The sequence below is a fragment of the Pseudomonas sp. KBS0707 genome (assembly GCF_005937945.2).
Taxonomy (GTDB): Bacteria; Pseudomonadota; Gammaproteobacteria; order Pseudomonadales; family Pseudomonadaceae; genus Aquipseudomonas; species Aquipseudomonas amygdali.
In genome coordinates, this window is sequence record NZ_CP041754.1 from 1,440,072 (window position 1) to 1,465,541 (window position 25,470).

Annotated in this window: 25 protein-coding genes; 21 read left to right on the forward strand and 4 right to left on the reverse strand. The window is 58.6% G+C overall.

From position 1 onward, the window contains the following. The first annotated feature begins 33 nt into the window (after nucleotides 1-33). The 18 genes from iscU to FFH21_RS06890 all read left to right on the forward strand — a co-directional run bounded on the left by iscU (nucleotide 34) and on the right by FFH21_RS06890 (nucleotide 15,701). On the forward strand, nucleotides 34-420 hold the full coding sequence (iscU, locus tag FFH21_RS06805; RefSeq protein ID WP_002552476.1) for a Fe-S cluster assembly scaffold IscU: 387 nt from the start codon (nucleotides 34-36) through the stop codon (nucleotides 418-420). Between the two features lie 75 nt (nucleotides 421-495). Further along, on the forward strand, nucleotides 496-819 hold the full coding sequence (gene iscA / locus FFH21_RS06810) for an iron-sulfur cluster assembly protein IscA (RefSeq protein ID WP_002552477.1): 324 nt from the start codon (nucleotides 496-498) through the stop codon (nucleotides 817-819). Nucleotides 820-829: 10 nt separating this feature from the next. After that, nucleotides 830-1,351: a co-chaperone HscB gene (gene hscB, locus FFH21_RS06815; RefSeq protein ID WP_004666077.1), complete on the forward strand. Its 522-nt coding sequence runs from the start codon at nucleotides 830-832 to the stop codon at nucleotides 1,349-1,351. Between the two features lie 44 nt (nucleotides 1,352-1,395). Then, the gene (gene hscA, locus FFH21_RS06820) at nucleotides 1,396-3,258 is read left to right on the forward strand and encodes a Fe-S protein assembly chaperone HscA (protein ID WP_011167999.1); all 1,863 of its coding nucleotides are present in this window, start codon (nucleotides 1,396-1,398) and stop codon (nucleotides 3,256-3,258) included. A gap of 3 nt (nucleotides 3,259-3,261) precedes the next feature. After that, nucleotides 3,262-3,603, forward strand: coding sequence for an ISC system 2Fe-2S type ferredoxin (fdx, locus tag FFH21_RS06825; RefSeq protein ID WP_004656265.1), 342 nt, complete (start codon nucleotides 3,262-3,264; stop codon nucleotides 3,601-3,603). Nucleotides 3,604-3,617: 14 nt separating this feature from the next. Then, nucleotides 3,618-3,818 carry a Fe-S cluster assembly protein IscX gene (gene iscX / locus FFH21_RS06830; protein WP_002552481.1) on the forward strand — a complete coding sequence of 67 codons (201 nt, stop codon included), beginning with the start codon at nucleotides 3,618-3,620 and terminating at the stop codon, nucleotides 3,816-3,818. 96 nt (nucleotides 3,819-3,914) lie between these two features. Then, nucleotides 3,915-4,340, forward strand: coding sequence for a nucleoside-diphosphate kinase (gene ndk, locus FFH21_RS06835; protein WP_002552482.1), 426 nt, complete (start codon nucleotides 3,915-3,917; stop codon nucleotides 4,338-4,340). 33 nt (nucleotides 4,341-4,373) lie between these two features. Further along, nucleotides 4,374-5,522 carry a 23S rRNA (adenine(2503)-C(2))-methyltransferase RlmN gene (gene rlmN / locus FFH21_RS06840; protein ID WP_002552483.1) on the forward strand — a complete coding sequence of 383 codons (1,149 nt, stop codon included), beginning with the start codon at nucleotides 4,374-4,376 and terminating at the stop codon, nucleotides 5,520-5,522. A gap of 26 nt (nucleotides 5,523-5,548) precedes the next feature. Beyond that, nucleotides 5,549-6,307: a type IV pilus biogenesis/stability protein PilW gene (gene pilW / locus FFH21_RS06845; protein ID WP_004656269.1), complete on the forward strand. Its 759-nt coding sequence runs from the start codon at nucleotides 5,549-5,551 to the stop codon at nucleotides 6,305-6,307. Next, on the forward strand, nucleotides 6,307-7,305 hold the full coding sequence (locus FFH21_RS06850; protein WP_004667423.1) for a RodZ family helix-turn-helix domain-containing protein: 999 nt from the start codon (nucleotides 6,307-6,309) through the stop codon (nucleotides 7,303-7,305). The genes pilW and FFH21_RS06850 overlap by 1 nt, the downstream gene beginning before the upstream one ends. 3 nt (nucleotides 7,306-7,308) lie before the next feature. After that, nucleotides 7,309-8,418 (forward strand): flavodoxin-dependent (E)-4-hydroxy-3-methylbut-2-enyl-diphosphate synthase, encoded by a 1,110-nt coding sequence (gene ispG / locus FFH21_RS06855; protein ID WP_004656273.1) that lies wholly within the window; start codon nucleotides 7,309-7,311, stop codon nucleotides 8,416-8,418. Between the two features lie 22 nt (nucleotides 8,419-8,440). Beyond that, nucleotides 8,441-9,730 carry a histidine--tRNA ligase gene (gene hisS, locus FFH21_RS06860; protein ID WP_004656276.1) on the forward strand — a complete coding sequence of 430 codons (1,290 nt, stop codon included), beginning with the start codon at nucleotides 8,441-8,443 and terminating at the stop codon, nucleotides 9,728-9,730. 39 nt (nucleotides 9,731-9,769) lie between these two features. Beyond that, nucleotides 9,770-10,411, forward strand: coding sequence for a tetratricopeptide repeat protein (locus FFH21_RS06865; RefSeq protein WP_002552488.1), 642 nt, complete (start codon nucleotides 9,770-9,772; stop codon nucleotides 10,409-10,411). Beyond that, a complete protein-coding gene (gene bamB, locus FFH21_RS06870) occupies nucleotides 10,404-11,558 on the forward strand; it encodes an outer membrane protein assembly factor BamB (protein WP_004666072.1) in 1,155 nt (384 codons plus the stop codon). Before FFH21_RS06865 ends, bamB begins: the two co-directional genes overlap by 8 nt. Before the next feature lie 138 nt (nucleotides 11,559-11,696). Next, nucleotides 11,697-13,169, forward strand: a complete 1,473-nt coding sequence (gene der / locus FFH21_RS06875; RefSeq protein WP_004666071.1) for a ribosome biogenesis GTPase Der — start codon at nucleotides 11,697-11,699, stop codon at nucleotides 13,167-13,169. A 109-nt stretch (nucleotides 13,170-13,278) separates the two neighbouring features. Next, complete coding sequence (locus FFH21_RS06880; protein ID WP_011168000.1) at nucleotides 13,279-14,427, forward strand: pyridoxal phosphate-dependent aminotransferase; 1,149 nt, start codon at nucleotides 13,279-13,281, stop codon at nucleotides 14,425-14,427. Next, a complete protein-coding gene (locus FFH21_RS06885; RefSeq protein ID WP_004666069.1) occupies nucleotides 14,415-15,206 on the forward strand; it encodes an amidohydrolase in 792 nt (263 codons plus the stop codon). The genes FFH21_RS06880 and FFH21_RS06885 overlap by 13 nt, the downstream gene beginning before the upstream one ends. A gap of 60 nt (nucleotides 15,207-15,266) precedes the next feature. After that, entirely contained in the window at nucleotides 15,267-15,701 is a 435-nt protein-coding gene (locus tag FFH21_RS06890; protein WP_011168001.1) for a hypothetical protein, read from the forward strand. 239 nt (nucleotides 15,702-15,940) lie between these two features. Here the strand turns inward: FFH21_RS06890 and FFH21_RS06900 are convergent, their stop codons facing one another. The 4 genes from FFH21_RS06900 to xseA form a co-directional block, all read right to left on the reverse strand. Next, nucleotides 15,941-16,810: an oxaloacetate decarboxylase gene (locus FFH21_RS06900; RefSeq protein ID WP_002552494.1), complete on the reverse strand. Its 870-nt coding sequence runs from the start codon at nucleotides 16,808-16,810 to the stop codon at nucleotides 15,941-15,943. Between the two features lie 357 nt (nucleotides 16,811-17,167). Beyond that, complete coding sequence (gene leuA / locus FFH21_RS06905; protein WP_004667426.1) at nucleotides 17,168-18,838, reverse strand: 2-isopropylmalate synthase; 1,671 nt, start codon at nucleotides 18,836-18,838, stop codon at nucleotides 17,168-17,170. A gap of 369 nt (nucleotides 18,839-19,207) precedes the next feature. Next, entirely contained in the window at nucleotides 19,208-20,032 is an 825-nt protein-coding gene (locus tag FFH21_RS06910; protein ID WP_011168002.1) for a peptidoglycan DD-metalloendopeptidase family protein, read from the reverse strand. Nucleotides 20,033-20,039: 7 nt separating this feature from the next. After that, a complete protein-coding gene (xseA, locus tag FFH21_RS06915) occupies nucleotides 20,040-21,419 on the reverse strand; it encodes an exodeoxyribonuclease VII large subunit (RefSeq protein ID WP_011168003.1) in 1,380 nt (459 codons plus the stop codon). A 131-nt stretch (nucleotides 21,420-21,550) separates the two neighbouring features. Between xseA and FFH21_RS06920 the strand changes: the two genes are divergently transcribed. The 3 genes from FFH21_RS06920 (at nucleotide 21,551) to guaA (ending at nucleotide 25,346) form a co-directional block, all read left to right on the forward strand. Continuing rightward, on the forward strand, nucleotides 21,551-22,099 hold the full coding sequence (locus FFH21_RS06920; protein WP_004666066.1) for a hypothetical protein: 549 nt from the start codon (nucleotides 21,551-21,553) through the stop codon (nucleotides 22,097-22,099). Nucleotides 22,100-22,193: 94 nt separating this feature from the next. Then, nucleotides 22,194-23,663 (forward strand): IMP dehydrogenase, encoded by a 1,470-nt coding sequence (guaB, locus tag FFH21_RS06925; protein WP_004666065.1) that lies wholly within the window; start codon nucleotides 22,194-22,196, stop codon nucleotides 23,661-23,663. Nucleotides 23,664-23,768: 105 nt separating this feature from the next. Then, a complete protein-coding gene (gene guaA / locus FFH21_RS06930) occupies nucleotides 23,769-25,346 on the forward strand; it encodes a glutamine-hydrolyzing GMP synthase (RefSeq protein WP_004656303.1) in 1,578 nt (525 codons plus the stop codon). Nucleotides 25,347-25,470: the final 124 nt, after the last annotated feature.

Consider the following 25,470-nt stretch of genomic DNA (forward strand, 5'->3'; position numbering starts at 1 on the left):
AGAGCGGCTCCCTGATGTGAGAGGAATAGAATCATGGCTTACAGCGAAAAGGTCATCGACCACTACGAGAACCCACGTAACGTCGGCAAGATGAACGCGGAAGATCCTGATGTCGGCACCGGCATGGTCGGCGCTCCAGCGTGCGGCGACGTAATGCGTTTGCAGATCAAGGTTAACGAGCAGGGCGTTATCGAAGACGCCAAGTTCAAGACCTACGGCTGCGGTTCGGCCATTGCTTCCAGTTCGCTGGCGACCGAGTGGATGAAAGGCAAGACTCTGGATGAAGCAGAGACCATCAAGAACACTCAGCTGGCTGAAGAGCTGGCGCTGCCGCCGGTCAAGATTCACTGCTCGGTACTCGCTGAAGACGCCATCAAGGCCGCCGTTCGCGATTACAAGCAGAAGAAAGGTCTGCTGTAAGCAGGCAGGCTTTTCAAGAGAAGCTTGCAACAGAGTCAACTGCAACAGGCTAATGCAACAGGCTAAGGAGTTCCGATGGCTATCAGCATGACAGAAGCTGCCGCTAACCACGTACGACGTTCCCTTGAGGGACGCGGCAAGGGTGATGGCGTTCGTCTGGGTGTTCGCACCACAGGCTGTTCAGGTCTTGCCTATGTGCTTGAGTTCGTCGATGAGGCGGCTGGCGAAGACACTGTGTTTGAAATGCACGGCGTCAAGGTGATCATTGACCCGAAAAGTCTGGTCTATCTGGATGGCACCGAGCTCGACTTCGTGCGGGAAGGGTTGAATGAAGGCTTCAAGTTCAACAACCCCAACTCGCGCGGTGAGTGCGGCTGTGGCGAAAGCTTCAACGTCTGAGGCTTTTATTGTGGGTACTCCCTGTCACTTCGCCCTGTTCGATCTCAAGCCCGAGTTTCAGCTTGATCTTGACCAGTTGGGCACTCGTTACCGTGAGCTTGCGCGCAACGTGCATCCGGATCGTTTTGCGGATGCCCCAGAGCGTGAGCAGCGTGTGGCGCTGGAGCGTTCGGCCAGTCTCAACGAGGCTTATCAAACCCTGAAAAGCCCGCCGAAAAGGGCGCGCTACCTGCTGGCAATGAACGGCAACGAAGTGCCGCTCGAAGTCACGGTGCATGATCCCGAGTTTCTTCTGCAGCAGATGCAATTGCGCGAAGACCTTGAGGACTTGCAGGAAGAGGCTGATCTCGCTGGCGTTGCGACCTTCAAGCGTCAGCTCAAGGTCGCTCAGGACGAGCTGAACCAGAGCTTCGCGGCCTGTTGGAATGATGCTGCACAACGCGAGCACGCTGAAAAGCTGATGCGGCGTATGCAGTTTCTCGACAAGCTCTCTCACGAAGTGCGCCAGTTAGAAGAGCGCCTCGACGATTAACCCCGCGCGGCTTCGGCCGCGCGCCAGTGATTATTCTGAACAGCATGGCTTTACTGCAGATCGCCGAACCCGGCCTGAGTCCTCAACCGCACCAGCGTCGTCTGGCTGTGGGTATCGACCTGGGCACCACCAATTCTCTGGTTGCTGCAGTACGCAGCGGCCTGTCCGAACCGCTGGCCGATGCAGAGGGGCAGGTCATTCTGCCGTCTGCCGTGCGCTATCACGCTGATCGTGTCGAAGTAGGGCAGTCAGCGAAGATCGCCGCCTCCCAGGATCCGTTCAATACCGTTCTGTCAGTCAAGCGCCTCATGGGGCGCGGGCTGACTGACGTCAAGCAATTGGGCGAGCAACTGCCGTACCGGTTTGTTGGTGGCGAGTCGCACATGCCGTTCATCGACACCGTGCAGGGGCCGAAAAGTCCTGTTGAAGTGTCTGCCGACATTCTCAAGGTCCTGCGCGAACGCGCCGAGTCCACGCTGGGTGGCGAACTGGTGGGGGCGGTGATTACCGTGCCTGCTTATTTCGACGACTCTCAGCGCCAGGCGACCAAGGATGCCGCCAGACTTGCCGGCCTCAATGTGTTGCGCCTGCTTAATGAGCCAACGGCTGCTGCCGTTGCCTATGGTCTGGATCAGAAAGCCGAAGGCGTGGTTGCCATCTATGATCTGGGCGGCGGAACCTTCGACATCTCGATCCTGCGCCTGACCGGCGGTGTGTTTGAAGTACTGGCCACTGGCGGGGATACCGCCCTGGGTGGCGATGACTTCGATCATGCGATAGCCAACTGGATTGTCACTGATGCCGCTCTGTCTGCCGATATCGACCCTTCCGCGCAACGCAGCCTGCTGCAGGCTGCCTGCTCGGCCAAGGAAGCGCTGACTGACGCCGAGTCTGTCGAGGTCGCCTACGGTGACTGGCGTGGCACGCTGACCCGCGAGGCGCTCAATGCGCTGATCGAGCCTATGGTCGCGCGCAGTCTCAAGGCCTGTCGTCGTGCGGTGCGTGATACCGGTATCGAGCTTGAAGAAGTCGAGGCGGTGGTCATGGTCGGCGGTTCGACCCGAGTTCCACGCGTACGCGAAGCGGTGGCCGAGCTGTTCGGTCGTCAGCCATTGACCCAGATTGACCCGGATCAAGTGGTGGCCATAGGGGCTGCGATCCAGGCCGATACGCTGGCAGGCAACAAGCGTGACGGTGGCGAACTGCTATTGCTCGATGTGATTCCGCTCTCGCTGGGGCTGGAAACCATGGGCGGGCTGATGGAAAAGGTCATTCCGCGCAACACCACCATCCCTGTAGCGCGTGGTCAGGAATTCACCACGTACAAGGATGGCCAGACGGCCATGAAGATTCATGTTCTGCAGGGCGAGCGCGAGTTGATCAGTGACTGCCGTTCCCTTGCACGTTTCGAATTGCGCGGCATTCCGCCGATGGTCGCGGGTGCGGCAAAGATTCGTGTCACCTTCCAGGTTGACGCTGACGGTCTGCTCAGCGTTTCGGCGCGTGAAATGGGCTCGGGTATCGAGTCGAGCATTCAGGTCAAGCCTTCCTACGGGCTGACCGATGACGAAGTCACCCGCATGCTCAAGGACTCCTTCGAGTATGCCGGCGACGACAAGGTCGCTCGTGTGCTGCGCGAGCACCAGGTTGACGCCGAGCGCTTGCTCGAAGCGGTTCAAGGTGCCCTTGAGGCTGATGGTGAGCGTCTTCTCGACGAAGAAGAGCGCCTGGTCATCAACCTGCAGATGGACGAATTACGTGAATTGATGCAAGGCACCGATGGTTATGCCATCGAGCAGCAGACCAAGCGTCTGTCGCAGGTGACCGACGCATTTGCTGCCCGACGCCTTGATTCGACGGTAAAAGCCGCACTGGCCGGGCGCAACTTGAATGAGATTGAGGAATAACTGATGCCGCAGGTGATTTTTCTGCCCCACGCCGAGCATTGTCCGGACGGGCTGGTTGTAGAAGTGGAGCCGGGCACGTCTATTCTCGAGATTGCCCACGAGCACCACATCGAGATTGAAAGCGCCTGTGGTGGCGTGTGTGCCTGTACCACCTGCCATTGCATCATTCGCGAAGGTTTCGGTTCGCTGAATGAAGCCGATGAACTGGAAGAAGACATGCTCGACAAGGCGTGGGGGCTGGAAGCGCAATCGCGTCTGTCCTGTCAGGCCATTGTCGGCAACGAGGACCTCACGGTCGAAATACCCAAGTATTCGCTCAACCACGCCGCTGAAGCGCCACACTGATTCAAGGATTGCTCATGAGTCTCAAATGGGTTGATGTGCAGGAAATCGCCATCCAGCTGGCTGAAAGCCACCCGGATGTCGATCCGCTGACTGTCAGTTTTCCCAGGCTGCGTAATCTGGTCATGGCCTTGCCTGAGTTCGATGACCACCCGGACCGTAGTGGGGAAAAGGTTCTCGAGGCGATCCAGGGGTTATGGATCGAAGAGGCCGATTGACGTTCAGTAACGTACGCAGTTAGGCAATACACCAGAACCCGCGTATAATTCGCGGGTTTAATTTTTCGCTTCAATCACTGCTTCTGGAGTTTCACCATGGCTGTTCAACGTACTTTCTCCATCATCAAGCCTGACGCCGTTGCCAAGAACGTAATCGGCGAGATCACCACTCGTTTCGAAAAAGCCGGTCTGCGCGTTGTCGCTTCCAAGCTGAAGCAACTGTCCAAGGCCGAAGCTGAAGGTTTCTACGCTGAGCACAGCGCTCGCGGTTTCTTCGGCGACCTGGTTGCTTTCATGATCTCCGGTCCGGTTGTTGTTCAGGTTCTGGAAGGCGAAAACGCTATCGCTCTGAACCGTGAGCTGATGGGCGCTACCAACCCTAAAGAAGCTGCTGCCGGCACCATCCGCGCTGATTTCGCTGACTCCATCGACGCCAACGCTGTTCACGGCTCCGATTCGGAAGCCGCCGCCGCTCGCGAAATCTCGTACTTCTTCGCAGCTACCGAAGTAACCGCTCGCTAAGTCATTTTTGACTGACGAGTGAAGGGTGAATTCATGATTGCATCGACTGGTAAAACCAACCTGCTGGGGCTGACTCAACAGGAAATGGAGAAATTCTTCGACTCTATCGGGGAGAAGCGCTTCCGTGCCGGTCAGGTCATGAAGTGGATTCACCACTTCGGTGTCGACGATTTCGACGCGATGACGAACGTCAGCAAGGCCCTGCGCGAAAAGCTCAAGGCCTGTGCCGAAGTTCGCGGTCCCGAAGTGGTCAGCGAGGACATCTCCAGCGACGGCACCCGTAAATGGGTGGTGCGCGTAGAGTCCGGCAGCTGTGTCGAGACCGTCTACATTCCGCAGGGCAAGCGTGGCACCTTGTGTGTTTCGTCTCAGGCGGGCTGTGCCCTGGATTGCAGCTTCTGTTCCACGGGCAAGCAAGGCTTCAACAGCAACCTCACCGCCGCCGAAGTCATCGGTCAGGTGTGGATTGCCAACAAATCCTTTGGCAGCGTACCGGCGACCGTCGACCGTGCCATCACCAACGTGGTGATGATGGGCATGGGTGAGCCGCTGCTGAACTTCGACAATGTCATTGCTGCCATGCATCTGATGATGGATGACCTGGGGTATGGCATTTCCAAGCGCCGGGTGACGTTGTCCACCTCCGGCGTGGTACCAATGATCGATGAGCTTTCCAAGCATATCGATGTTTCCCTGGCCTTGTCGCTGCACGCACCGAACGATGCGCTGCGTAACCAGCTGGTGCCGATCAACAAGAAATACCCGCTGCAAATGCTCCTTGATTCCTGCCGCCGTTACATGTCCAGTCTGGGCGAAAAGCGTGTGCTCACCATCGAATACACCATGCTCAAGGACATCAACGACAAGGTTGAACACGCCGTCGAGATGATCGAGCTGCTCAAGGACACGCCTTGCAAGATCAACCTGATCCCGTTCAACCCGTTTCCGCACTCCGGTTACGAGCGTCCCAGCAATAACGCGATCCGTCGTTTTCAGGACCTGTTGCATCAGGCTGGTTATAACGTCACTGTGCGCACCACGCGCGGTGAAGACATTGATGCAGCATGCGGCCAGCTGGTCGGGCAGGTGATGGACCGTACACGCCGTAGTGAACGCTACATTGCTGTGCGTGAGTTGAGCGCCGAGGCCGAGACGGCCCCGGTTGCGGCGACTCGAACCTGACTGCCAACCTGATCGAGAGAGACTCCATGTCTGTGCGTGCCTCGCTGTTGCTATGTGTTGTCATGTTGCTGACGGCGTGCGTATCCACCGGCAACGTAAACCCGATGACAACGGCGCAGGGGCGTGAGGAAGCGCGCAAAGCATATGTGCAGCTTGGGTTGGGTTACTTTCAGCAGGGGCAGACCGAGCGCGCCAAGGTTCCGCTGAAAAAGGCGCTCGAGCTGGACAGTTCCGACGCGCAGGCCAATGCCGCACTGGCGCTGGTGTTCCAGACCGAGATGGAGCCGGAGCTTGCAGAGCAGTACTTTCGCAAGGCGCTGGCTTCCAGTAACAACGAAACACGCATCGTCAATAATTACGGCAGTTTTCTGTTCGAACAAAAGCGTTACAAGGAAGCCTACGAGCGTTTTGAACAGGCCGCTGCCGACAACCTGTATCCTGAGCGGTCGCGAGTCTTTGAGAGCCTGGGCATGACTTCGCTGAAGCTGGGTAATCGCGAGCAGGCCCGTGAGCATTTTACCAAGGCGTTGCGCCTGGACCGTCAGTTGCCAAGGTCCTTGCTGGAAATGGCGCAGATATCCTACGAAGACAAGCAATATGTGCCGGCGCGTGATTATTACGACCGTTTTAGCCAACTCAGCGAGCAAAATGCACGTAGTCTATTGCTCGGTACACGCCTGGCGAAGATCTATGATGATCGTAACAAGGCGGCCAGTTTTGGTCTGCTGTTGAAAAGACTCTATCCCGGTACGCCGGAATATCAGCAATACCTGTCGGAGCAATGATGAAAGCGGCGCATCCCGAAGTTGTAGCAACCACCCGCGTGAACCCTGGAGAAACCCTGCGCCAGGTCCGCGAGAGCAGGAGCTGGTCGCTGCCAGATGTGGCTTTGAGACTGAACCTCACCGTGACCTCCCTGAGCAATCTGGAGAACGGACATTTTGAAAAGCTGCCTGGGCATACGTTTGCCCGGGGGTATGTACGCGCCTACGCCAAGCTGCTTGACCTCGATCAGGCGGCGCTGGTCGAACAGTTCGACCAGTTCACCGGCACCGATGGCAAGGGCAGTTCGGTCCACGCATTGGGCCGTATCGAAGAGCCGGTCAGGCTGTCACACAACATCCTGCGTATCGTCAGCCTGTTGTTGCTGGTGCTTCTGGTCGGTGGCGGTTTCTTCTGGTGGCAGGATCAGGCTTCTCTGCGTGGCAGGGACCAGTCCGGGCTGAACATGGAGCACGTCGAGGTCGAAAGCGCCGACGGCACCACTCAGATTCACCCGCTGGACGAGCCGGAAGAGCCCGCAGTGGCCGAAACGCCTACTGCCGGACAGACTTCGCTGCCGTTGAACACCGGTGCGCCTGCCAGTGAATCGCCGGGCGCGACGCCTGCTGCTCCTACTGCAGGTGTTACGAGTCATGCGCCTGCGCAGACACCGGCCACCGCTACGCCGCCAGCAAATGCTCCACAAGCGCCTGTCGCTGCGCCGACCGTACCGTCGATGCCGGCCGCACCAGCCGAGCAGCCAGCGCCAGTCATGGCCGGGGCCGGTCAGGTTACTGTGCAGTTCGTCGCCGATTGCTGGACCCAGGTCACTGACGGAAACGGCAAGGTGCTGGTCAGCGGCCTTAAGCGCAAGGGCGACAGCCTGGATGTCAGCGGCAAGCCGCCATTGACGCTGCGCCTGGGCTACGCACGCGGCGCGCAGGTCAGCTACAACGGTCAGCCTGTAGACGTGGCACCTTTTACCAGCGGCGAAACTGCTCGCCTGAAGCTAGGGCAATAAGTCATGCACGGCGAATCTCCAATCAAGCGTCGCGAATCCCGAAAAATATGGGTCGGTTCCGTACCGGTCGGCGGTGATGCGCCGATTGCCGTGCAGAGCATGACCAACAGCGATACCAACGATGTTGCGGCCACTGTCGCCCAGATCAACCGTCTGGAAGCTGCTGGTGTCGACATCGTGCGTGTTTCTGTACCGGACATGGACGCTGCCGAAGCCTTTGGTCGCATCAAGCAACTGGTCAAAGTGCCATTGGTCGCCGACATCCACTTCGACTATCGCATCGCATTGCGTGTGGCTGAACTGGGTGTCGACTGCCTGCGTATCAATCCGGGCAATATCGGTCGTGAAGACCGGGTGCGGGCCGTGGTCGATGCTGCGCGTGATCGCGGTATTCCGATCCGCATCGGCGTCAACGCCGGGTCGCTGGAAAAAGACCTGCAGAAGAAGTACGGCGAGCCGACGCCAGAGGCGTTGGTGGAGTCTGCGTTGCGCCACGTCGAGCACCTGGAGCGCCTGAACTTTCAGGACTTCAAGGTCAGCGTCAAGGCGTCCGATGTGTTCATGGCCGTCGCAGCCTACCGCCTGCTGGCCAAACAGATCGTCCAGCCGCTGCACCTGGGTATTACCGAAGCTGGCGGCTTGCGTTCAGGCACGGTGAAATCGGCTGTCGGTCTTGGAATGCTGCTTGCCGAAGGAATTGGCGATACTATCCGCATCTCGCTGGCTGCTGATCCGGTCGAGGAAGTGAAAGTCGGGTACGACATCCTCAAATCGTTACGCCTTCGTTCCCGTGGTATCAACTTCATCGCCTGCCCGAGCTGCTCGCGGCAGAACTTCGATGTGGTCAAGACCATGAACGAGCTTGAAGGTCGCCTTGAAGATTTGCTGGTGCCGCTTGATGTCGCAGTGATCGGTTGTGTAGTCAACGGTCCGGGCGAGGCCAAGGAAGCGCATATCGGCCTGACTGGTGGTACGCCGAACCTGATTTACATCGACGGCAAGCCTGCGCAGAAACTGACCAACGACAATCTCGTGGACGAGCTTGAACGCTTGATTCGCGAGAAAGCGGCTGAAAAGGCCGAAGCCGACGCATCTGTCATCGTGCGCGGCTAACCAGGATTGCTAAGGATTTTCTGTGAGTAAGTCTCTACAAGCCATTCGTGGCATGAACGACATCCTGCCCGAGCAGACGCCACTGTGGCGCCACTTCGAAGGCACCGTTTCACGTCTGCTGGATAACTACGGTTACCGGCAGATTCGTATGCCTATCGTAGAGTTCACCGAGCTGTTCAAGCGCTCCATCGGTGAAGTGACCGATATCGTCGAAAAGGAAATGTACACCTTCGCCGATCGCAACGGCGACTCCCTGACCCTGCGTCCGGAAGGTACTGCTGCCTGTGTGCGTGCGGTCCTGGAGCACGGCATCACCGGTGGCGGTCAGGTTCAGAAACTGTGGTACATCGGGCCGATGTTTCGTCACGAGCGTCCCCAGAAAGGCCGTTATCGCCAGTTTCACCAGATTGGTGTCGAGGTCTTCAATCTTGACGGTCCGGACATCGATGCCGAACTGATCGTCATGACCTGGCGCCTGTGGGGCATGCTGGGCATTCGCAATGCGGTCAAGCTTGAACTGAACAGCCTGGGCACCAGCGAAGCGCGTGCGCGTTATCGTGATGCGCTGGTCGAGTTTCTGTCGGCGCGTCTTGATCAACTTGACGAAGACAACCAGCGTCGTCTGAAAACCAATCCGCTGCGCGTGCTGGACACCAAACACCCTGAAACCCAGGCTGTGCTGGTCGATGCGCCAAAGCTGGCAGATTATCTGGATGACGAATCTCGCGTTCACTTCGAAGGCCTGAAGGCCCGTCTGGACGCAGCCGGCATTCCTTATGTCATCAACCCGAAGCTGGTTCGCGGGCTGGATTATTACAGCAAGACCGTTTTCGAGTGGGTTACCGACCAATTGGGTGCTCAGGGTACGGTCTGTGCAGGCGGTCGTTATGACGGTCTGGTCGAGCAGATGGGCGGCAAGCCGACGACCGGCGTTGGTTTCGCGATGGGTATCGAGCGTCTGGTTCTGTTGCTTGAAACCCTCGGGCAGGTCCCGGAAGAAATTGCCCGTCAGGTCGATGTTTACCTGTGCGCCTTTGGCGAAGCAGCTGAGCTGGCTGCGCTGGCTCTCACCGAAAAGGTGCGCGATCAGTTGCCGAGCCTGCGTTTGCAGGTCAACGCCGGTGCCGGCAGCTTCAAAAGCCAGTTCAAGAAAGCCGACAAGAGCGGTGCGCTGTATGCGCTGATTCTCGGTGAAGAAGAACTGGCGGCAAAGGTCATTGGCGTCAAACCCCTGCGCGGTCAGGGTGAACAACAAAATATTGCCTGGGACGCTCTGTCAGAGCACCTGGCCTCCTGCGTTGTGCAGGGTTGAAGCTGATTTAACAGCCGTTTAGCGAATAGGAGTATTGGGGTGTCGGGTACCGAAGATGAAGAGCTGGCGGTAATGAAGGACTGGTGGCAGCGTAACGGCAAACCCCTGTTGACCGGTGGTCTGCTTGCGTTGGTCGTGGTCTTGGGTTGGCAGTTCTGGCACAGGTATCAGGCCAGCCAGTCGCAAGGCGCCTCGATGCTTTATCAGCAATTGCTGGAAACCGCACTGACGCCCAGTGGCCAGGCAGACACCGCACGTGTCGCCGAGATATCCGGCAAACTGAAAAGCGAATTCGGTGGCACTACCTATGCACAGTTCGGTAGCCTGTTCGTCGCCAAGGTGGCGGTCGATGCCGGTAAGCTGGACGATGCTGCAGCCGAGCTGAAAACCGTGGCCGACAAGCCTGCCAATGACACGCTGGGCGAGATTGCCCGTCAGCGTCTGGCACGCGTGCTGGCTGCGCAGAACAAGACCGATGACGCGCTGAAGCTGCTCGACGGCGATGCCGACAAGGCTTTCCTCGCCAGTCGTGAAGAACTCAAGGGTGACCTGCTGGTACAGCTGGGTCGTACCGACGAGGCATACGCTGCATACCAAAAGGCCAAATCCGCTCTGTCCGAAGACGCAGCAGTGGGTGGCCTGCAAATGAAGCTCGACGATCTGGCGAAAGGGGATGCGTGACGTGATTCGTTGGAAACATGCAGCATTGCTGGCTCTGGCCATTCTGGCCGCGGGTTGCAGCAGCAACAGCAAAAAGGAATTGCCTCCGGCCGAGCTGACCGACTTCAAAGAAGAAGTGGTTCTGCACAAGCAGTGGAGCCGTTCCATTGGCGACGGTCAGGGCAAGACGTACAACATGCTCGTGCCGGCCATTGATGGCGACCGCATCTATGCGGCTGACGTCACTGGCGAAGTTGTATCGCTGGATCGTCTGACCGGTGATGTGATCTGGAAGAAGGATCTCGATCTGCCGGTTTCCGGTGCAGTCGGCGTGGGCTATGGCCTGGTAATGATCGGCACCCTCAAGGGTGAAGTCATTGCCATGGACGCCACGTCCGGTGAAGAAAAGTGGCGCGCTCGCGTCACCAGCGAAGTGCTGGCCCCGCCTGCCACCAACGGTTCAGTGGTAGTGGTTCAGACTCAGGATGACCGTATTGTCGGCTTTGATGCCTCCACGGGTTCCCAGCTCTGGATTTACGAAAGCACTCCAGCGGTGCTGACCCTGCGTGGTACCGGTGCTCCACTTGCAACCAATCGTCTCGCCGTGGCGGGTCTGTCGACCGGCAAGGTCGTCGCGCTGGACATTACCAATGGCGTGCCTGTCTGGGAGCAGCGTGTTGCCATCCCGCAAGGTCGCTCGGAACTGGATCGTGTCGTGGATATCGACGGCGGCCTGTTGCTTTCCGGCGGTACACTGTACGTCGCTACCTATCAGGGTCGCGTCGCGGGTCTGGACCTGGAAAGCGGTCGTGTGCTCTGGCAGCGTGACGCCTCGAGCTACTCGGGCGTAGCCCAAGGCTTTGGCAGCGTTTACGCAACCCTCGCCTCCGGCACTGTTGAAGGTATCGACGAGCGTTCGTCCTCTGCACTGTGGAGCAACGAATCACTGGCTCGCCGCCAGCTCGGCGCGCCGGAAGTGTATTCCAGCTATGTAGCGGTCGGTGACATGGAAGGCTACCTGCACCTGTTGAGCCAGGTGGACGGTCGTTTTGTCGGTCGCGAACGTATCGACAGCGACGGCCTGCGTGCTCGTCCGCTGGTGGTTGGGGACATGATTTACGTGTATGGCAACAGCGGCAAACTGGAAGCCCTGACCATCAAGCAATAAGTGTCCATGCCCGGGGCCAATGGCCCCGGGTGCCCTTGCTTCGGCAAGGCTGCGGTGCCTTTGTGGCATCGCCCCGAACTCCGGCCGCTGCCCTGCAGCGGCTTTTGTATTTTCTGAAATAACGAAGTGGAGAGCCGCATGGTTCCCGTAATCGCCCTGGTGGGTCGACCGAACGTCGGCAAGTCCACCATGTTCAACCGCCTGACCAGGACTCGCGACGCCATTGTCGGTGATCTGTCCGGTCTTACCCGTGATCGCCAATACGGAGAGGCGAAGTGGCAAGGGCGCTCCTATATTCTGATCGACACCGGCGGTATCTCCGGTGACGAGCATGGCATGGACGAAAAGATGGCCGAGCAGTCGCTGCTGGCCATTGAAGAAGCCGATGTGGTGCTGTTTCTGGTGGACGCCCGTGCGGGCTACACCGCTGCTGATCAGATGATTGGTGAGCACCTGCGCAAGCGCAACAAGCGTTCCTACGTGGTTGCCAACAAGATCGACAACATCGACGAAAACCTGGCACGTGCCGAGTTCAGCCCAATGGGTCTGGGCGACGCCATTCCGGTGGCCGGTGCTCATGGTCGTGGCATCTCGCAGATGCTCGAAATCGCCCTGCGGGAGTTTCCCAAGGACGAAGACGAGCTGGAAGAGGGCGAGGAGGTCGAGGAAGTTGCCGAAGGTCAGGAAGCCAAGCGCATTCCTGGTCCTAGCGAAAAAGACGGCATCAAGATCGCCATCATCGGGCGTCCCAACGTCGGCAAATCGACGCTGGTCAACCGAATGCTGGGTGAAGACCGGGTTATCGTCTATGACGAGCCAGGCACCACGCGCGACAGTATCTACATTCCCTTCGAGCGTAATGAAGAGAAGTACACGCTGATCGACACTGCCGGTGTGCGCAAGCGCGGCAAGATCCACGAGGAAGTTGAAAAGTTCTCGGTGGTCAAAACGCTGCAGGCCATCAAGGACGCCAACGTGGTGATCTTTGTCATGGACGCCCGCGAAGGTGTGGTCGACCACGACCTGAACCTGCTGGGCTTCGCACTTGAAGCGGGTCGTGCTCTGGTTATCGCGCTGAACAAGTGGGATGGCATGACGCCGGGCGAACGTGATTTCGTGAAGATCGAACTGGAACGTCGGTTGTTCTTCGTCGACTTCGCAGACATCCACTTCATCTCTGCGATGCACGGCACGGGCGTGGGTAACCTGTATCAGTCGGTACAGAACTCGTTCAAGTCTGCCGTAACGCGCTGGCCAACCAGCCGTCTGACCCAGATTCTGGAAGATGCGGTCAGCGAGCATGCGCCACCCATGGTCGGCAGCCGCCGTATCAAATTGCGTTACGCTCACCTGGGCGGCGCCAACCCGCCGCTGATCGTAATCCACGGCAACCAGGTCGAAAAAGTACCGAAGTCCTATGTCCGGTATCTGGAAAACACCTATCGCCGCGTGCTCAAGCTGGTCGGTACGCCGATCCGCATCGAGTTCAAGGGCGGCGAGAACCCGTATGAAGGCAATAAGAACACGCTGACTGACCGTCAGGTCAACAAGAAGCGTCGAATGATGTCGCACCACAAGAAGGCCGACAAGAAGCGCCGCGACAAGCGCTGAGTCAGCATTGGGAAAAAGGCGCTTCGGCGCCTTTTTTTGTGTCCGTTTAATGGGCTATCCTGCCTGACCCGTGCCGCCCGGTGCCGGGAGATTGCAGGGAAAGGGTTCCATGATCGACAGCAAGTTGCCTAACGTGGGCACCACTATCTTTACCGTCATGTCACAGCTGGCCGCCGAAACCGGCGCTATCAACCTGTCCCAGGGTTTTCCCGATTTTGATGGGCCGCAGGCGCTGCGCGATGCGGTCTGTCGGCATGTCACTCAAGGCCATAACCAATACTCACCGATGACCGGGCTGCCTGCGCTTCGTCAGCAGGTCGCGGCAAAGATCGCGCGCAGTTACGGGCGTGAGGTTAACCCCGACAGCGAAATCACCATTACGCCCGGTGCCACGCAGGCGATTTTCTGCGCGATTCATAGCGTTATTCGCACTGGCGACGAAGTGATTATTTTCGACCCTTGCTATGACAGCTACGAGCCCGCTGTCGAGCTGGCCGGTGGGCGCTGCGTCCATGTGCAACTGGGGCTGGATGACTTCTCCATCGACTGGCAAAAGCTCAGCGATGCGTTAAGCCCGCGTACACGCATGATTGTCATCAATAGCCCGCACAACCCGAGCGGTGCCCTGATCAGTCGTGCAGAGCTTGATCGACTGGCTGCGCTGATCGCCGATCGTGATATCTACCTGCTCAGCGATGAAGTTTATGAACACCTGGTCTTCGATGGCGCGCGCAATGTCAGCGTGCTTGATCACGAGGCACTGTATCAGCGCGCCTTCGTCGTCAGCTCGTTCGGCAAGACATATCACGTCACAGGCTGGAAAACCGGTTACGTGGTCGCGCCGCCCGCGCTGACTTCCGAGCTGCGCAAGGTGCATCAGTACGTCAGTTTCTGTGGTGTCACGCCATTGCAGTATGCGCTGGCCGATTTCATGGCCGAGCACCCTGAGCATGTCGATGAGCTGCCAGGCTTCTATCAGGCCAAGCGCGACTTTTTCTGTGGTCATCTGGCTGAATCGCGTTTCAGCTTCCGGCCTGTTGGCGGTACTTATTTCCAGTTGGTCGATTATTCGCAGATACGGCCTGACCTGAATGACGTGGACATGGCGCTGTGGATGACCCGTGAACACGGTGTGGCGAGCATTCCGATTTCTGTGTTCTACCAGAGCCCTCCAGCAGGCCAGCGTCTGATCCGCCTGTGCTTCGCCAAGCAAGAGGACACATTGCGTCAGGCGGCGGAGAAACTATGCGCGATATAAGCGAACTGCCAAACCTGAACCTTGCGCTGATTCAGACGACTCTGGCATGGCATGATCGGGAGGCCAACCTGGAGCATTTCGAGCACTTGCTGGGCCAGGCGCATGGCGCTGATCTGGTGATCCTGCCAGAAATGTTCACCACCGGGTTCTCGATGGAGTCCGAGGCCCTGGCTGAGCCTGAGGCAGGTCCTACATCGACCTGGCTGTTGGCGCAGGCTAAGCGGATCAATGCGGTGGTGACTGGCAGCGTCATCATTCGCGCTGCCGATGGCACTTATCGCAACCGTCTGCTGTGGGCGCGACCGGATGGTGAGTTGCTGCATTATGACAAGCGTCACTTGTTTCGTATGGCGGGTGAACACGAACACTACACGCCGGGCGAGCGTCAGGTGATGTTTGAGCTCAATGGGTGGCGTATTCGCCCGCTGATCTGCTACGACCTGCGCTTTCCGGTCTGGAGCCGTGACGCCGAAAGTACCGACCTGTTGCTGTACACCGCCAACTGGCCAGGCGCGCGACGTCTGCACTGGAACCGCCTGCTGCCCGCCAGGGCCATCGAAAACCTGTGCTACGTTGCCGCGGTCAATCGGGTAGGGTCGGACGGGAAGGGCTTTGCGTACACCGGTGAGAGTCAGGTTCTGGATTTTCAAGGCGAGAGCCTGTTGGGCGCAGGCGAAGCGGATGGAGTGTTCAGGGCGACGTTAAGCGCGGCAGACTTACAAGCCTATCGCACACGCTTTCCAGCCGGTCTGGACGCTGACTCTTTTAATATTCAATAAAAATTACTTCAGAATGTTACGAGTCGGCCGATAGCGTGTGCAGGCAACCTGGAGACCGCCATGATTACCATCAATACGTCCACATTGAACAGCTATTCAAGCCCGTTGACCCTAGCGGTTAAATCTACCGACGCAGAGGCAATCAAGTCTGCAACTACCACGACTGAAACAGAGAAGACCTCTGATCAGGCCTCGACCGAAGGCGGTAAGGCCGGAGCGGCCGGTGGTGGGGGCAGCGTTGGCGGTTCCAGCAAATCGGCTCTTAATCAGACGATCGAACAGATAAAGCAGCAGATCAAGGACGCCCAGAAGCAACTGGCTCAACAGCAGGCGCAATTGGCTGCCGCTCAAAGCGGTAATGGCACAGCGGAAGAAAAGGCCCTGAAAGCCATGGCAATTCAGGGCCAGATTGCGTCCACCAGCGCTAACCTGCAGACCTTGCAGGCATCGTTGTTGCAGCTGGAGACTGAAGGTGGCGTGAATACCACTGCCTGATGTCCTGACACGGATGATGGTCGTGCCGACGCGCTGCGTCGGCATGCGGTGCTGACGTTACGGGTCTGCTCCCGGCTATGTGGTGCGCGCAGATCTGTGACGCAGAGCGTCACGACAGGCGTTCCCACGCTGGAGCGTGCGGAACGATAACCTGACTATCGTGCGACGCTCTGCGCCCGATCTTGAGTGTGCAGCTTGGCGCAGATCTGTGACGCAGAGCGTCACAGCACCCAGAGCCCTTACTCGTTCACATTCATGAACTTGCGTGCCCACTCTACGTAGTCTTCAGGCTGCGTATAGGTGTGGGTCAATTCGGTAGCGCTCATGTTCGACTCGCTGCCCAGAATCTGGCGTTGCTCGCGCAAGCAGTCGTAGGTGGCTTTGATTGCGGCAAAGTACGCAGCGTGGCCATGCACGCAGACTCTCACGCCCATCTCGGCAAGACGCGCATTGTCGTGCAGCTCAGGGTTGCCGTAAGTCACCAGCATCAGCGGTACGGTCACGCCTTCGGATATCTGCGCCAGGTGATCAAAGTCACGAATGCCGACGATGGTAATGCCGTCAGCCCCGGCAGCCTGATACTGCTGAACCCGACTGATGGCTTCCTGAACCGGGATGATCGCCGCGTTGGTGCGAGCGAAAATCGACATCTCCGGGTCGACACGTGCCTCCAGTGCTGCGCGGATCTTGCCAACACCTTCAGCCGTGGAAATCAGGTCAGTGGATTTGCGTCCGAACTGCGCAGGCAGCAGGGTATCTTCAATCGTCAACGCCGAGATGCCGGCGCGTTCCAGTTCAACAACGGTACGCATGACGTTAAGGGCATTGCCATAACCATGGTCTGCGTCCGCGATAACCGGCAGTTGCGCAACGCGGCCGATGCGCGTGGCCTGTTCAACGAACTCGCTCAGGGTGATCAGTGCGAAGTCAGGTGCTGCCAGTACTTGCAGCGATGCGACAGAACCGCCGAGGATGCCTACTTCAAAGCCCAGATCCGCTGCGATTCGCGCTGACATGGGGTCGAATACCGAGGCGGTGTGAAAGCACGAGTTCGACGAGGTAAGCGCACGGAAACTGCGGCGCAAATCTTGATGGGAAGCCTTGGGCATAATCGCTCCAAATGTGATTGGATCAGCTCAGCGTACCGAGGCCGATAGTAATTTCAATGCACGGTGGGTCTGCCCGAGCATTCTTTTCGTCCGGAAATCAATGCAATAGTCGTCTTGGTTTTATAGGAAAGATGTAGCTGGCAGGTAAGTCCGGATGGGCATCGTCAGCATATGAATTGCTGTTGGATGTTGGCCCGTCCTAGAATAAAGGCAGCATGCTACCACAGCATAAATGAAAAAGATTATGCCGAAACAGGCAGGGTCATGCGTGGAATGCAACAGGCTGGCGAGGAGGGGAGTCGCGCGGTCGGTTTGGGTGAGGATGGCGAACTGGCGTCCGCCATCCTGCCTGTAGACTCAGGCGGCCTTGGCTTGTGTCTGGCTCAACGAGCGGTTCAGTGCACTGAACAGTGCCCGGAAGCTGGCGGTGGTAATGTTTTCATCAATACCCACGCCATGCACGGCACGCTCGCCATTCACGCGCAGTTCGATGTAGGCAGCGGCCTTGGCCGTGGTGCCCGAGCCAATGGCGTGCTCGTTGTAGTCCATGATCTCCACGGCGACTGGCAGACCGGCGACCAGCGCTTCCAGAGCGCCTTTGCCCTTGCCGCGCCAATGCTGGGTTTCACCGTCCACATGCACTTCGGCATCGACCGCACTGTTGCCGTTCTCCTCCTGCAACTTGTGGCTGATCAGCGCGTAAGGTGTGTTGGCTTGCAGGTATTCACGGCGCAACAGCGAATGAATCTGCTGAGCGGACATCTCCAGGCCCAGACGATCGGTTTCACCCTGAACTACCTGGCTGAACTCGATCTGCATACGGCGCGGCAGGGAAATGCCATATTCCTGCTCCAGCAGGTAAGTGATGCCGCCTTTGCCTGACTGGCTGTTGACGCGAATCACCGCCTCGTAGCTACGGCCAATGTCGGCGGGGTCAATCGGTAGGTAAGGCACTTCCCACAACTCGCCGTCCTTCTGCTGGGTGAAGCCCTTGCGGATGGCGTCCTGGTGCGAACCGGAGAACGCGGTGTGTACCAGATCGCCAACGTATGGGTGACGTGGATGAACCGGAATCTGGTTGCACTCTTCGACGACCTTGCGCACACCGTCGATATCCGAGAAGTCCAGCTCCGGGTCGATGCCTTGGGTGTAGAGGTTCAATGCAACGGTGACCAGATCGACGTTGCCGGTCCGCTCGCCGTTACCGAACAGGCAGCCTTCGACGCGATCCGCACCGGCCATCAGGCCAAGCTCGGTAGCAGCGACGCCTGTACCACGGTCGTTATGGGTGTGCAGGCTGATCAGCACGCTGTCGCGGCGGGTGATGTTGCGGCCGAACCATTCGATCTGGTCAGCATAAATGTTGGGTGTCGCCACTTCCACGGTAGCCGGGAGGTTGAGGATCACCTTGTTCTCGGGCGTCGGGTTCCACACCTCGATCACGGCATCGCAGACTTCCTTGGCAAATTCCAGCTCGGTCGCGCTGAAGGTTTCCGGCGAGTACTCGAAAGTCCACTGGGTTTCAGGCTGTTGTGCAGCGTATTTGACGAACAGCTTGGCCGCATTGACCGCGATTTCTTTCACGCCAGCCTTGTCCTGATTGAAGACAATGCGGCGGAACGACGGGCTGGTCGCGTTATACAAGTGGACGATGGCTTTCTTCGCGCCACGCAGCGATTCGAACGTGCGAGCGATCAGGTCTTCGCGAGCCTGGGTCAGCACCTGAATGGTGGTGTCATCCGGGATATGGCCGTCTTCGATCAGGGTACGCACGAAATCGAAGTCAGTCTGCGAAGCTGATGGAAAGGATGCCTCAATTTCCTTGACGCCAACGCTGACCAAGGTTTTCCAGAAGCGCAGTTTCTTGGCCGCGTCCATTGGTTCGATCAACGACTGGTTGCCGTCGCGCAGGTCGGAGCTGCACCAGATCGGCGCTGCATCGATGGTCTTCGAAGGCCAGGTGCGGTCAGGCAGATCGATGGTCGGGAATGCGCGATACTTCTTCGATGGGTCTTTGAGCATGGTCATCAGGAAATCCTTTTGTATTCACGGGGCCGGGTTAGGGTCGGCCTTCCGTTCTAAAAAGCACAGGGGTTGCGAACACAGGGGCGAGGCACAGCAATCTAGCCTGGCAGTCGGGCACTGACCAGGCTGAGGCACCGATGTTGGCGCAACAGAATAAGGGTTTGAGAGGTTTTCATGAGGCCAACCGTAACCATTGGAATGAATGATGGCAAGCACTTGAAAAAGATTGGGATAAATTCCCGAAAATACGCCGTTATCGATTTTTTATAGCGGGTTATGAGCGTTTATTTGCTGGTTATTGTTGGTCGAAAGCGATGTGCGCAAAGAACGACTGTCGTTGGCAAGCGCCTTAGCGCTTGCTGACGAACAGTGTTACGGCTGAAACGCTCCGATGAAGATTGCCGGGTCCACGCGCGCATCGTTGAGGCTGACGTTCCAGTGCATGTGCGGGCCGGTTGCGCGACCGGTAGCACCGACCTTGCCGACCACGCCGCCACGAGGGAGCAGATCACCGACTTTCACATCGATTTTCGACATGTGGCAAAACATGCTGATGAAGCCTTGGCCGTGGTCAACGAATACAGTGTTGCCATTGAAAAAGTAATTACCGGTCAGGATGACCTTGCCCGCAGCCGGAGATTTGATCGGCGTGCCGGCCGGTACAGCGAAATCCAGCCCTGAGTGCGGGTTGCGCTCTTCGCCGTTGAAGAACCGGCGCACGCCGAACCTGCTCGATAGCGGTCCGTTGACTGGCTTGTCCAGAATCAGGTTGCTCGGCGTTCCGGGGCTGAAGCTGCGGTAGGCGCGTAGCTGTTCAGCCAGTTCGCCCTCGATACGCTTGTTGTCTTCAGGGTTTGGGTTCACCTGACGTTTGTTCTTGAGCGTGATGTGCTGTTCCGGGTATTTCTTGCTGCCGACAGTGAAGTTCAGCGTGCGCCCGCCCGAGGTCACTTGTTGAGTGCCGGGTTTGACCGTCAACGGGATGCCGACGATGGCCAGCCATCGCGCGCCCTGTTCCTTGACCACCAGCACCGGTTTGCCTTGATAGGTGGCAGTCGGCGCCTGAGCGCCAGTGCCCAGATCAATTACGGCAACGCCACCGGGCACCGGTTTGTCGAGTGCGCGGGTGATGAAACTGTCGGCGTGGGCGGGCAAACACAGGAGCAGGGCGAACAGCGGGGCAATAAAACGTAGCATCAGGCAGTCAGTCCAGAAGGGAAAGGGTCACAGGCGTGAGGTGATTGTCTTCGACGCGTACTTGCAGTTCGCCTTCGCCGAGCCTGGCGGTGAGTCGCTGGCCCGTTCGGGTTTGTGCGGCATTACGGATCGCATGGCCCCGCTCGTCGAGCAGAATGCTGTAACCGCGTCCCAGTGTGGCGAGCGGGCTGACCACGTTGAGGGTCTGCGCCTGACTTTGCAGTTGCAGCCTGCGCGCCTTGATCTGTTCACGAATGGCTCGCGGCAGACGCTCGGCCAATGCATCCAGACGCTGACGCAGAAAACCCAGGGTTCGGCCCGGATGCTGTGCAGCGAGACGGCTCTGCATATGGGCGAGACGCACCTGACGTTGGTGCATGTTCTGTTCGAAAGCGCGGCGCAGGCGCATGTCCAGGTCGTCCAGCCGTTGCGACTGCTGACGCAAGCGCTCGCCAGGATGACGCAGACGCCGCGAAATGCCCTCAAGACGCAAGCGCTCGCGCATCAGTCGATCCTGCATACGGCTCACCAGTCGGCGGTGCAGGCTGTCGACGCGTCGATGCAGGTCACTGGAGTCCGGGGCGAGCAGTTCGGCGGCAGCGGAGGGCGTCGGCGCTCGTACGTCGGCCACGAAATCGCTGATGGAAACATCTGTTTCATGGCCAACAGCACTGACAATCGGCGTCACGCAGGCGTCGATGGCGCGGGCGACGGCTTCTTCGTTGAAGCACCACAGGTCTTCCAGCGATCCACCGCCACGGGCGAGTATCAGTGCATCGAAGCCTCTGCTGTCGGCCAGTTTCAGCGCGCGGACAATCTGGTTGATCGCCTCACGCCCCTGAACGGCGGTGGGGATCAATGTCAGTTCGACCCTCGGTGCGCGGCGGCGGAACACACTAATGATGTCGCGGATTACCGCGCCGGTCGGCGAGCTGATGATGCCGATACGTTGCGGATGCACCGGCAAGGCAATCTTGCGCTCGGCGCTGAACAGGCCTTCGTCGCTGAGCTTGGCTTTCAGCGCATCGAATGCCAAGCGCAAAGCGCCATCACCGGCGGGTTCGACGGTGTCGAGAATCAGCTGGTAGTCGCCACGGCCTTCAAACAGCGACACCTTGCCGCGCACCTTGACCTGCAAGCCGTCCTTGAGCGCCTGACGCACACGCGCCGCGCTCTGCCGGAACAGTGCGCAACGCACTTGCGCGCCAGAGTCCTTCAGCGTGAAGTACACATGGCCAGACGCCGGGCGAGAGAGGTTGGATATCTCGCCTTCGACCCAGATACTGCTGAACACGTCCTCCAGCAACACCCGCGCACGGCCGTTGAGCTGGCTGACAGTAAGGACTTCCCGTTCGAGGCCGAGTCTTGCGAAAGGGTCTTTAATCATGTCGGGCATCATAATGGCAATGCCGGTCTGGCGCACGGGTCCGTATCGCCACTTCGATCATGATTTCACCTTGACCAGAATCATCAGCCTATTAAGCTGCGGCCTCGAACAGCGTTAAGCGACGCTCCGTTATGAACACCCAAAGCATCATCGTCCCGCAAATTTCCACCTTTCCCGGCCACGAGGCCAGGGCGCGGCTGATTCTGCGCTGGCTGGTCAAGCTCGATGTAGTCGAGCCGGAGCTGACGACATGCGGGCGTACCTATAACAAGATGGCCTACGCCGTGGCACCCGGAGCGAGAAGGGTAGTAAAGCACCCCGATGCCTTGCCTTTCGGGCAAACAGTCAATGGTCTGGAAATCGTCACCAAGCGCTGCATCTATACCCCGCTGAACGACTTCGCCGAAGAAGCCGGTTGCCCGGAGTGCCGCCGTGAAGTGGGGGAGGCGCTGTTCGACAGCCTGGAAGACTGGATGCCCGGTCACACCGATAATTTCACCTGCCCCGAATGCCGCCATGAAGATGACATCAACGGCTTTTTGTTTCTGGACGCCTGCGGGTTTTCCAACCTGGGTTTCATCTTCAATAACTGGCTGGATGCGTCGTTCACTCAGACCTTTCTGGATGACTTCGCCGAACGTCTGGATCGTCCGGTGTCCTTCGTTCATGTGCGTCTATAAACAGCCTGGATAATAGGCTGAGGTTTACATTGAGCCGACCGGGGTCTGTAGGTATAATGGCGCGCTTCCAATTTCCCGCCCGGGAGCCCCCGCGATGCTGCGTATCAGTCAAGAAGCCCTTACATTCGACGACATTCTCCTTGTGCCCGGTTATTCCGAGGTACTTCCAAACGAAGTCAGTCTGAAAACCCGTTTGACCCGTGGCATCGAGCTGAATATACCTTTGGTCTCTGCTGCAATGGATACAGTCACCGAGGCCCGTCTGGCAATTGCCATGGCCCAGGAAGGCGGTATCGGTATCATCCATAAGAACATGACCATCGAGCAGCAAGCTGCCGAAGTGCGCAAGGTCAAGAAGTTCGAGGCCGGCGTCGTTAAAGACCCGATCACTATCGAAGCCGACGCCACTGTTCGCGATCTGTTCGAACTCACCCGCATGCACAACATTTCCGGCGTACCGGTTCTGCACAATGGCGACCTGGTCGGCATCGTGACGTCCCGCGACGTACGCTTCGAAAACCGTCTTGATGTCCCTGTCCGCGAAGTGATGACGCCCAAAGAGCGTCTGGTCACCGTGCGTGAAGGCGCCGACAAGAACGAAGTGCGTGAGCTGCTGCACAAACACCGTCTGGAAAAAGTCCTGATCGTGGATGCCAATTTCGCGCTCAAGGGCATGATGACCGTCAAGGACATCGAAAAAGCCAAGGCGTACCCGCTGGCCAGCAAGGACGATCAGGCTCGCCTGCGCGTCGGCGCTGCTGTCGGCACCGGCAAGGACACTGGCGAGCGCGTCACTGCGCTGGTTGCTGCCGGCGTTGACGTTGTTGTGGTCGACACCGCTCACGGCCATTCCAAAGGCGTGATCGACCGCGTTCGCTGGGTCAAGGAAAACTTCCCTCAGGTGCAGGTTATCGGCGGCAACATCGCCACTGGCGAAGCTGCGAAGGCTCTGGTTGCTGCAGGCGCCGATGCAGTCAAGGTCGGTATCGGCCCAGGCTCCATCTGCACCACGCGCATCGTTGCCGGTGTCGGCGTGCCGCAGATCAGCGCCATCGCCAACGTCTCCGCTGCCCTTGAAGGCACTGGCGTGCCGATGATCGCCGACGGCGGTATCCGCTTCTCCGGTGACCTGTCCAAGGCCATCGTGGCTGGCGCCTCCTGCGTGATGATGGGCTCGATGTTCGCCGGTACTGAAGAAGCGCCAGGCGAGATCGAACTGTTCCAGGGTCGTTCCTACAAGGCCTATCGCGGCATGGGTTCGCTGGGTGCGATGTCCCAGGCGCAAGGCTCGTCCGATCGCTATTTCCAGGACTCGTCCGCAGGTGCCGAGAAACTGGTGCCGGAAGGTATCGAAGGCCGTGTGGCCTACAAAGGTCCGTTGTCGGCCATCATCCATCAGTTGATGGGCGGTCTGCGTTCCTCCATGGGTTACACCGGCAGTGCCGACATCGAGCAGATGCGCACCAAGCCCGAGTTCGTTCGCATTACCGGCGCAGGCATGGCTGAGTCCCACGTCCATGACGTGCAGATCACCAAGGAAGCGCCGAACTATCGCGTTGGTTGATCCGGACTGCATCGTGGTGTGTGCCGCGATGCAGGCCAACACTTTTTATAGCCGGGGCTGTTGACGCAGCCCCGTGTCGTTTCTGTTTTTTGACGAGAATGAGTCATGGCCCTCGACATTCACGCCCACCGTATCCTGATCCTCGACTTCGGTTCCCAGTACACCCAGCTGATCGCCCGCCGCGTGCGTGAAATCGGCGTGTACTGCGAGCTGCATCCGTTTGACATGGACGACGAAGCGATTCGCGAATTCGCTCCAAAAGGCGTGATCCTCGCCGGCGGCCCCGAGTCCGTACACGAAGCTAACAGCCCACGCTGCCCGCAAGCAGTATTTGACCTGGGTGTGCCGGTGTTCGGTATCTGCTACGGCATGCAGACCATGGCCGAGCAGTTGGGCGGCAAGGTTGCCGGTTCCGAGCTGCGCGAGTTCGGCTACGCTCGCGTTGACGTAGTCGGCAAAAGCCGTCTGCTCGATGGTATCGAAGACCATATCGACGCCGACGGCCTGTTTGGCCTCGACGTATGGATGAGTCACGGTGACAAGGTCACCAAACTGCCGGAAGACTTCCACATTCTGGCCAGTACCCCGAGCTGCCCGATTGCCGGTATGGCTGATGACGCCCGCGGTTACTACGGCGTGCAGTTCCACCCGGAAGTGACCCACACCAAGCAGGGCGGTCGCATCCTGTCGCGCTTCATCCTCGACATCTGCGGCTGTGAAGCGCTGTGGACCCCGTCGAAGATTGCTGAAGACGCTATCGCTCAGGTTCGCGCCCAGGTAGGCACCGACAACGTCCTGCTGGGCCTGTCCGGCGGCGTTGACTCGTCTGTCGTTGCCGCGTTGCTGCACAAGGCCATCGGCGATCAACTGACCTGCGTATTCGTCGACAACGGCCTGCTGCGCCTGCATGAAGGCGAGCAAGTGATGGCCATGTTCGCCGAGAACATGGGCGTCAAGGTGATCCGCGCCAATGCCGAAGAGCAGTTCCTGAACAACCTGGAAGGCGAGAGCGACCCAGAGAAGAAGCGCAAGATCATCGGCCGTACCTTCATCGACGTGTTCGATGCCGAGTCCTGCAAGCTGGACAACATCAAATACCTGGCGCAAGGCACCATCTACCCGGACGTCATCGAGTCCGCTGGCGCGAAAAGCGGCAAGGCCCACGTCATCAAGTCGCACCACAACGTGGGCGGCCTGCCGGAAGAAATGAACCTCAAGCTGGTCGAGCCACTGCGCGAGCTGTTCAAGGACGAAGTCCGCCGCCTGGGCCTCGAACTCGGCCTGCCGTACGACATGGTCTACCGCCACCCATTCCCAGGCCCAGGCCTGGGCGTGCGCATCCTCGGCGAAGTGAAGAAGGAATACGCCGACCTACTGCGTCGTGCCGACCACATCTTCATCGAAGAACTGCGCAAGGCCGACTGGTATCACAAAGTCAGCCAGGCGTTCGTGGTGTTCCAGCCGGTCAAATCGGTTGGCGTCGTCGGCGACGGCCGCCGCTACGCCTGGGTCGTCGCACTGCGTGCGGTGGAAACCATCGACTTCATGACCGCTCGTTGGGCGCACCTGCCTTATGAGCTGCTGGAGACGGTGAGTGGCCGGATCATCAATGAGATCGAAGGGATTTCGCGGGTGACGTATGACGTGTCGAGCAAGCCGCCGGCTACTATTGAGTGGGAATGATCTCGCGTCCGGCACTTCCCGGCACGATCTAGCAAAAAATGCCCTGGAGCCCGCTTAATTGCGGGCTTTTGGCTTTTTGGACCCGGTAAATTCTCGCAGCTTTGCGCATCGCCAAGCACTTTCT

What these genes read in the sequence shown, in the direction of transcription:
- iscX (WP_002552481.1), top strand. Translation starts at nt 3,618, where the DNA reads ATGAGTCTCAAATGGGTTGATGTGCAGGAAATCGCCATCCAGCTGGCT.
- FFH21_RS06850 (WP_004667423.1), top strand. Translation starts at nt 6,307, where the DNA reads ATGAAAGCGGCGCATCCCGAAGTTGTAGCAACCACCCGCGTGAACCCT.
- FFH21_RS06885 (WP_004666069.1), top strand. Translation starts at nt 14,415, where the DNA reads ATGCGCGATATAAGCGAACTGCCAAACCTGAACCTTGCGCTGATTCAG.
- der (WP_004666071.1), top strand. Translation starts at nt 11,697, where the DNA reads ATGGTTCCCGTAATCGCCCTGGTGGGTCGACCGAACGTCGGCAAGTCC.
- iscA (WP_002552477.1), top strand. Translation starts at nt 496, where the DNA reads ATGGCTATCAGCATGACAGAAGCTGCCGCTAACCACGTACGACGTTCC.
- iscU (WP_002552476.1), top strand. Translation starts at nt 34, where the DNA reads ATGGCTTACAGCGAAAAGGTCATCGACCACTACGAGAACCCACGTAAC.
- hscA (WP_011167999.1), top strand. Translation starts at nt 1,396, where the DNA reads ATGGCTTTACTGCAGATCGCCGAACCCGGCCTGAGTCCTCAACCGCAC.
- ndk (WP_002552482.1), top strand. Translation starts at nt 3,915, where the DNA reads ATGGCTGTTCAACGTACTTTCTCCATCATCAAGCCTGACGCCGTTGCC.
- guaA (WP_004656303.1), top strand. Translation starts at nt 23,769, where the DNA reads ATGGCCCTCGACATTCACGCCCACCGTATCCTGATCCTCGACTTCGGT.
- guaB (WP_004666065.1), top strand. Translation starts at nt 22,194, where the DNA reads ATGCTGCGTATCAGTCAAGAAGCCCTTACATTCGACGACATTCTCCTT.
- FFH21_RS06880 (WP_011168000.1), top strand. Translation starts at nt 13,279, where the DNA reads ATGATCGACAGCAAGTTGCCTAACGTGGGCACCACTATCTTTACCGTC.
- rlmN (WP_002552483.1), top strand. Translation starts at nt 4,374, where the DNA reads ATGATTGCATCGACTGGTAAAACCAACCTGCTGGGGCTGACTCAACAG.
- xseA (WP_011168003.1), bottom strand. Translation starts at nt 21,419, where the DNA reads ATGATTAAAGACCCTTTCGCAAGACTCGGCCTCGAACGGGAAGTCCTT.
- FFH21_RS06910 (WP_011168002.1), bottom strand. Translation starts at nt 20,032, where the DNA reads ATGCTACGTTTTATTGCCCCGCTGTTCGCCCTGCTCCTGTGTTTGCCC.
- pilW (WP_004656269.1), top strand. Translation starts at nt 5,549, where the DNA reads ATGTCTGTGCGTGCCTCGCTGTTGCTATGTGTTGTCATGTTGCTGACG.
- leuA (WP_004667426.1), bottom strand. Translation starts at nt 18,838, where the DNA reads ATGACCATGCTCAAAGACCCATCGAAGAAGTATCGCGCATTCCCGACC.
- FFH21_RS06920 (WP_004666066.1), top strand. Translation starts at nt 21,551, where the DNA reads ATGAACACCCAAAGCATCATCGTCCCGCAAATTTCCACCTTTCCCGGC.
- bamB (WP_004666072.1), top strand. Translation starts at nt 10,404, where the DNA reads ATGCGTGACGTGATTCGTTGGAAACATGCAGCATTGCTGGCTCTGGCC.
- FFH21_RS06900 (WP_002552494.1), bottom strand. Translation starts at nt 16,810, where the DNA reads ATGCCCAAGGCTTCCCATCAAGATTTGCGCCGCAGTTTCCGTGCGCTT.
- fdx (WP_004656265.1), top strand. Translation starts at nt 3,262, where the DNA reads ATGCCGCAGGTGATTTTTCTGCCCCACGCCGAGCATTGTCCGGACGGG.
- ispG (WP_004656273.1), top strand. Translation starts at nt 7,309, where the DNA reads ATGCACGGCGAATCTCCAATCAAGCGTCGCGAATCCCGAAAAATATGG.
- FFH21_RS06890 (WP_011168001.1), top strand. Translation starts at nt 15,267, where the DNA reads ATGATTACCATCAATACGTCCACATTGAACAGCTATTCAAGCCCGTTG.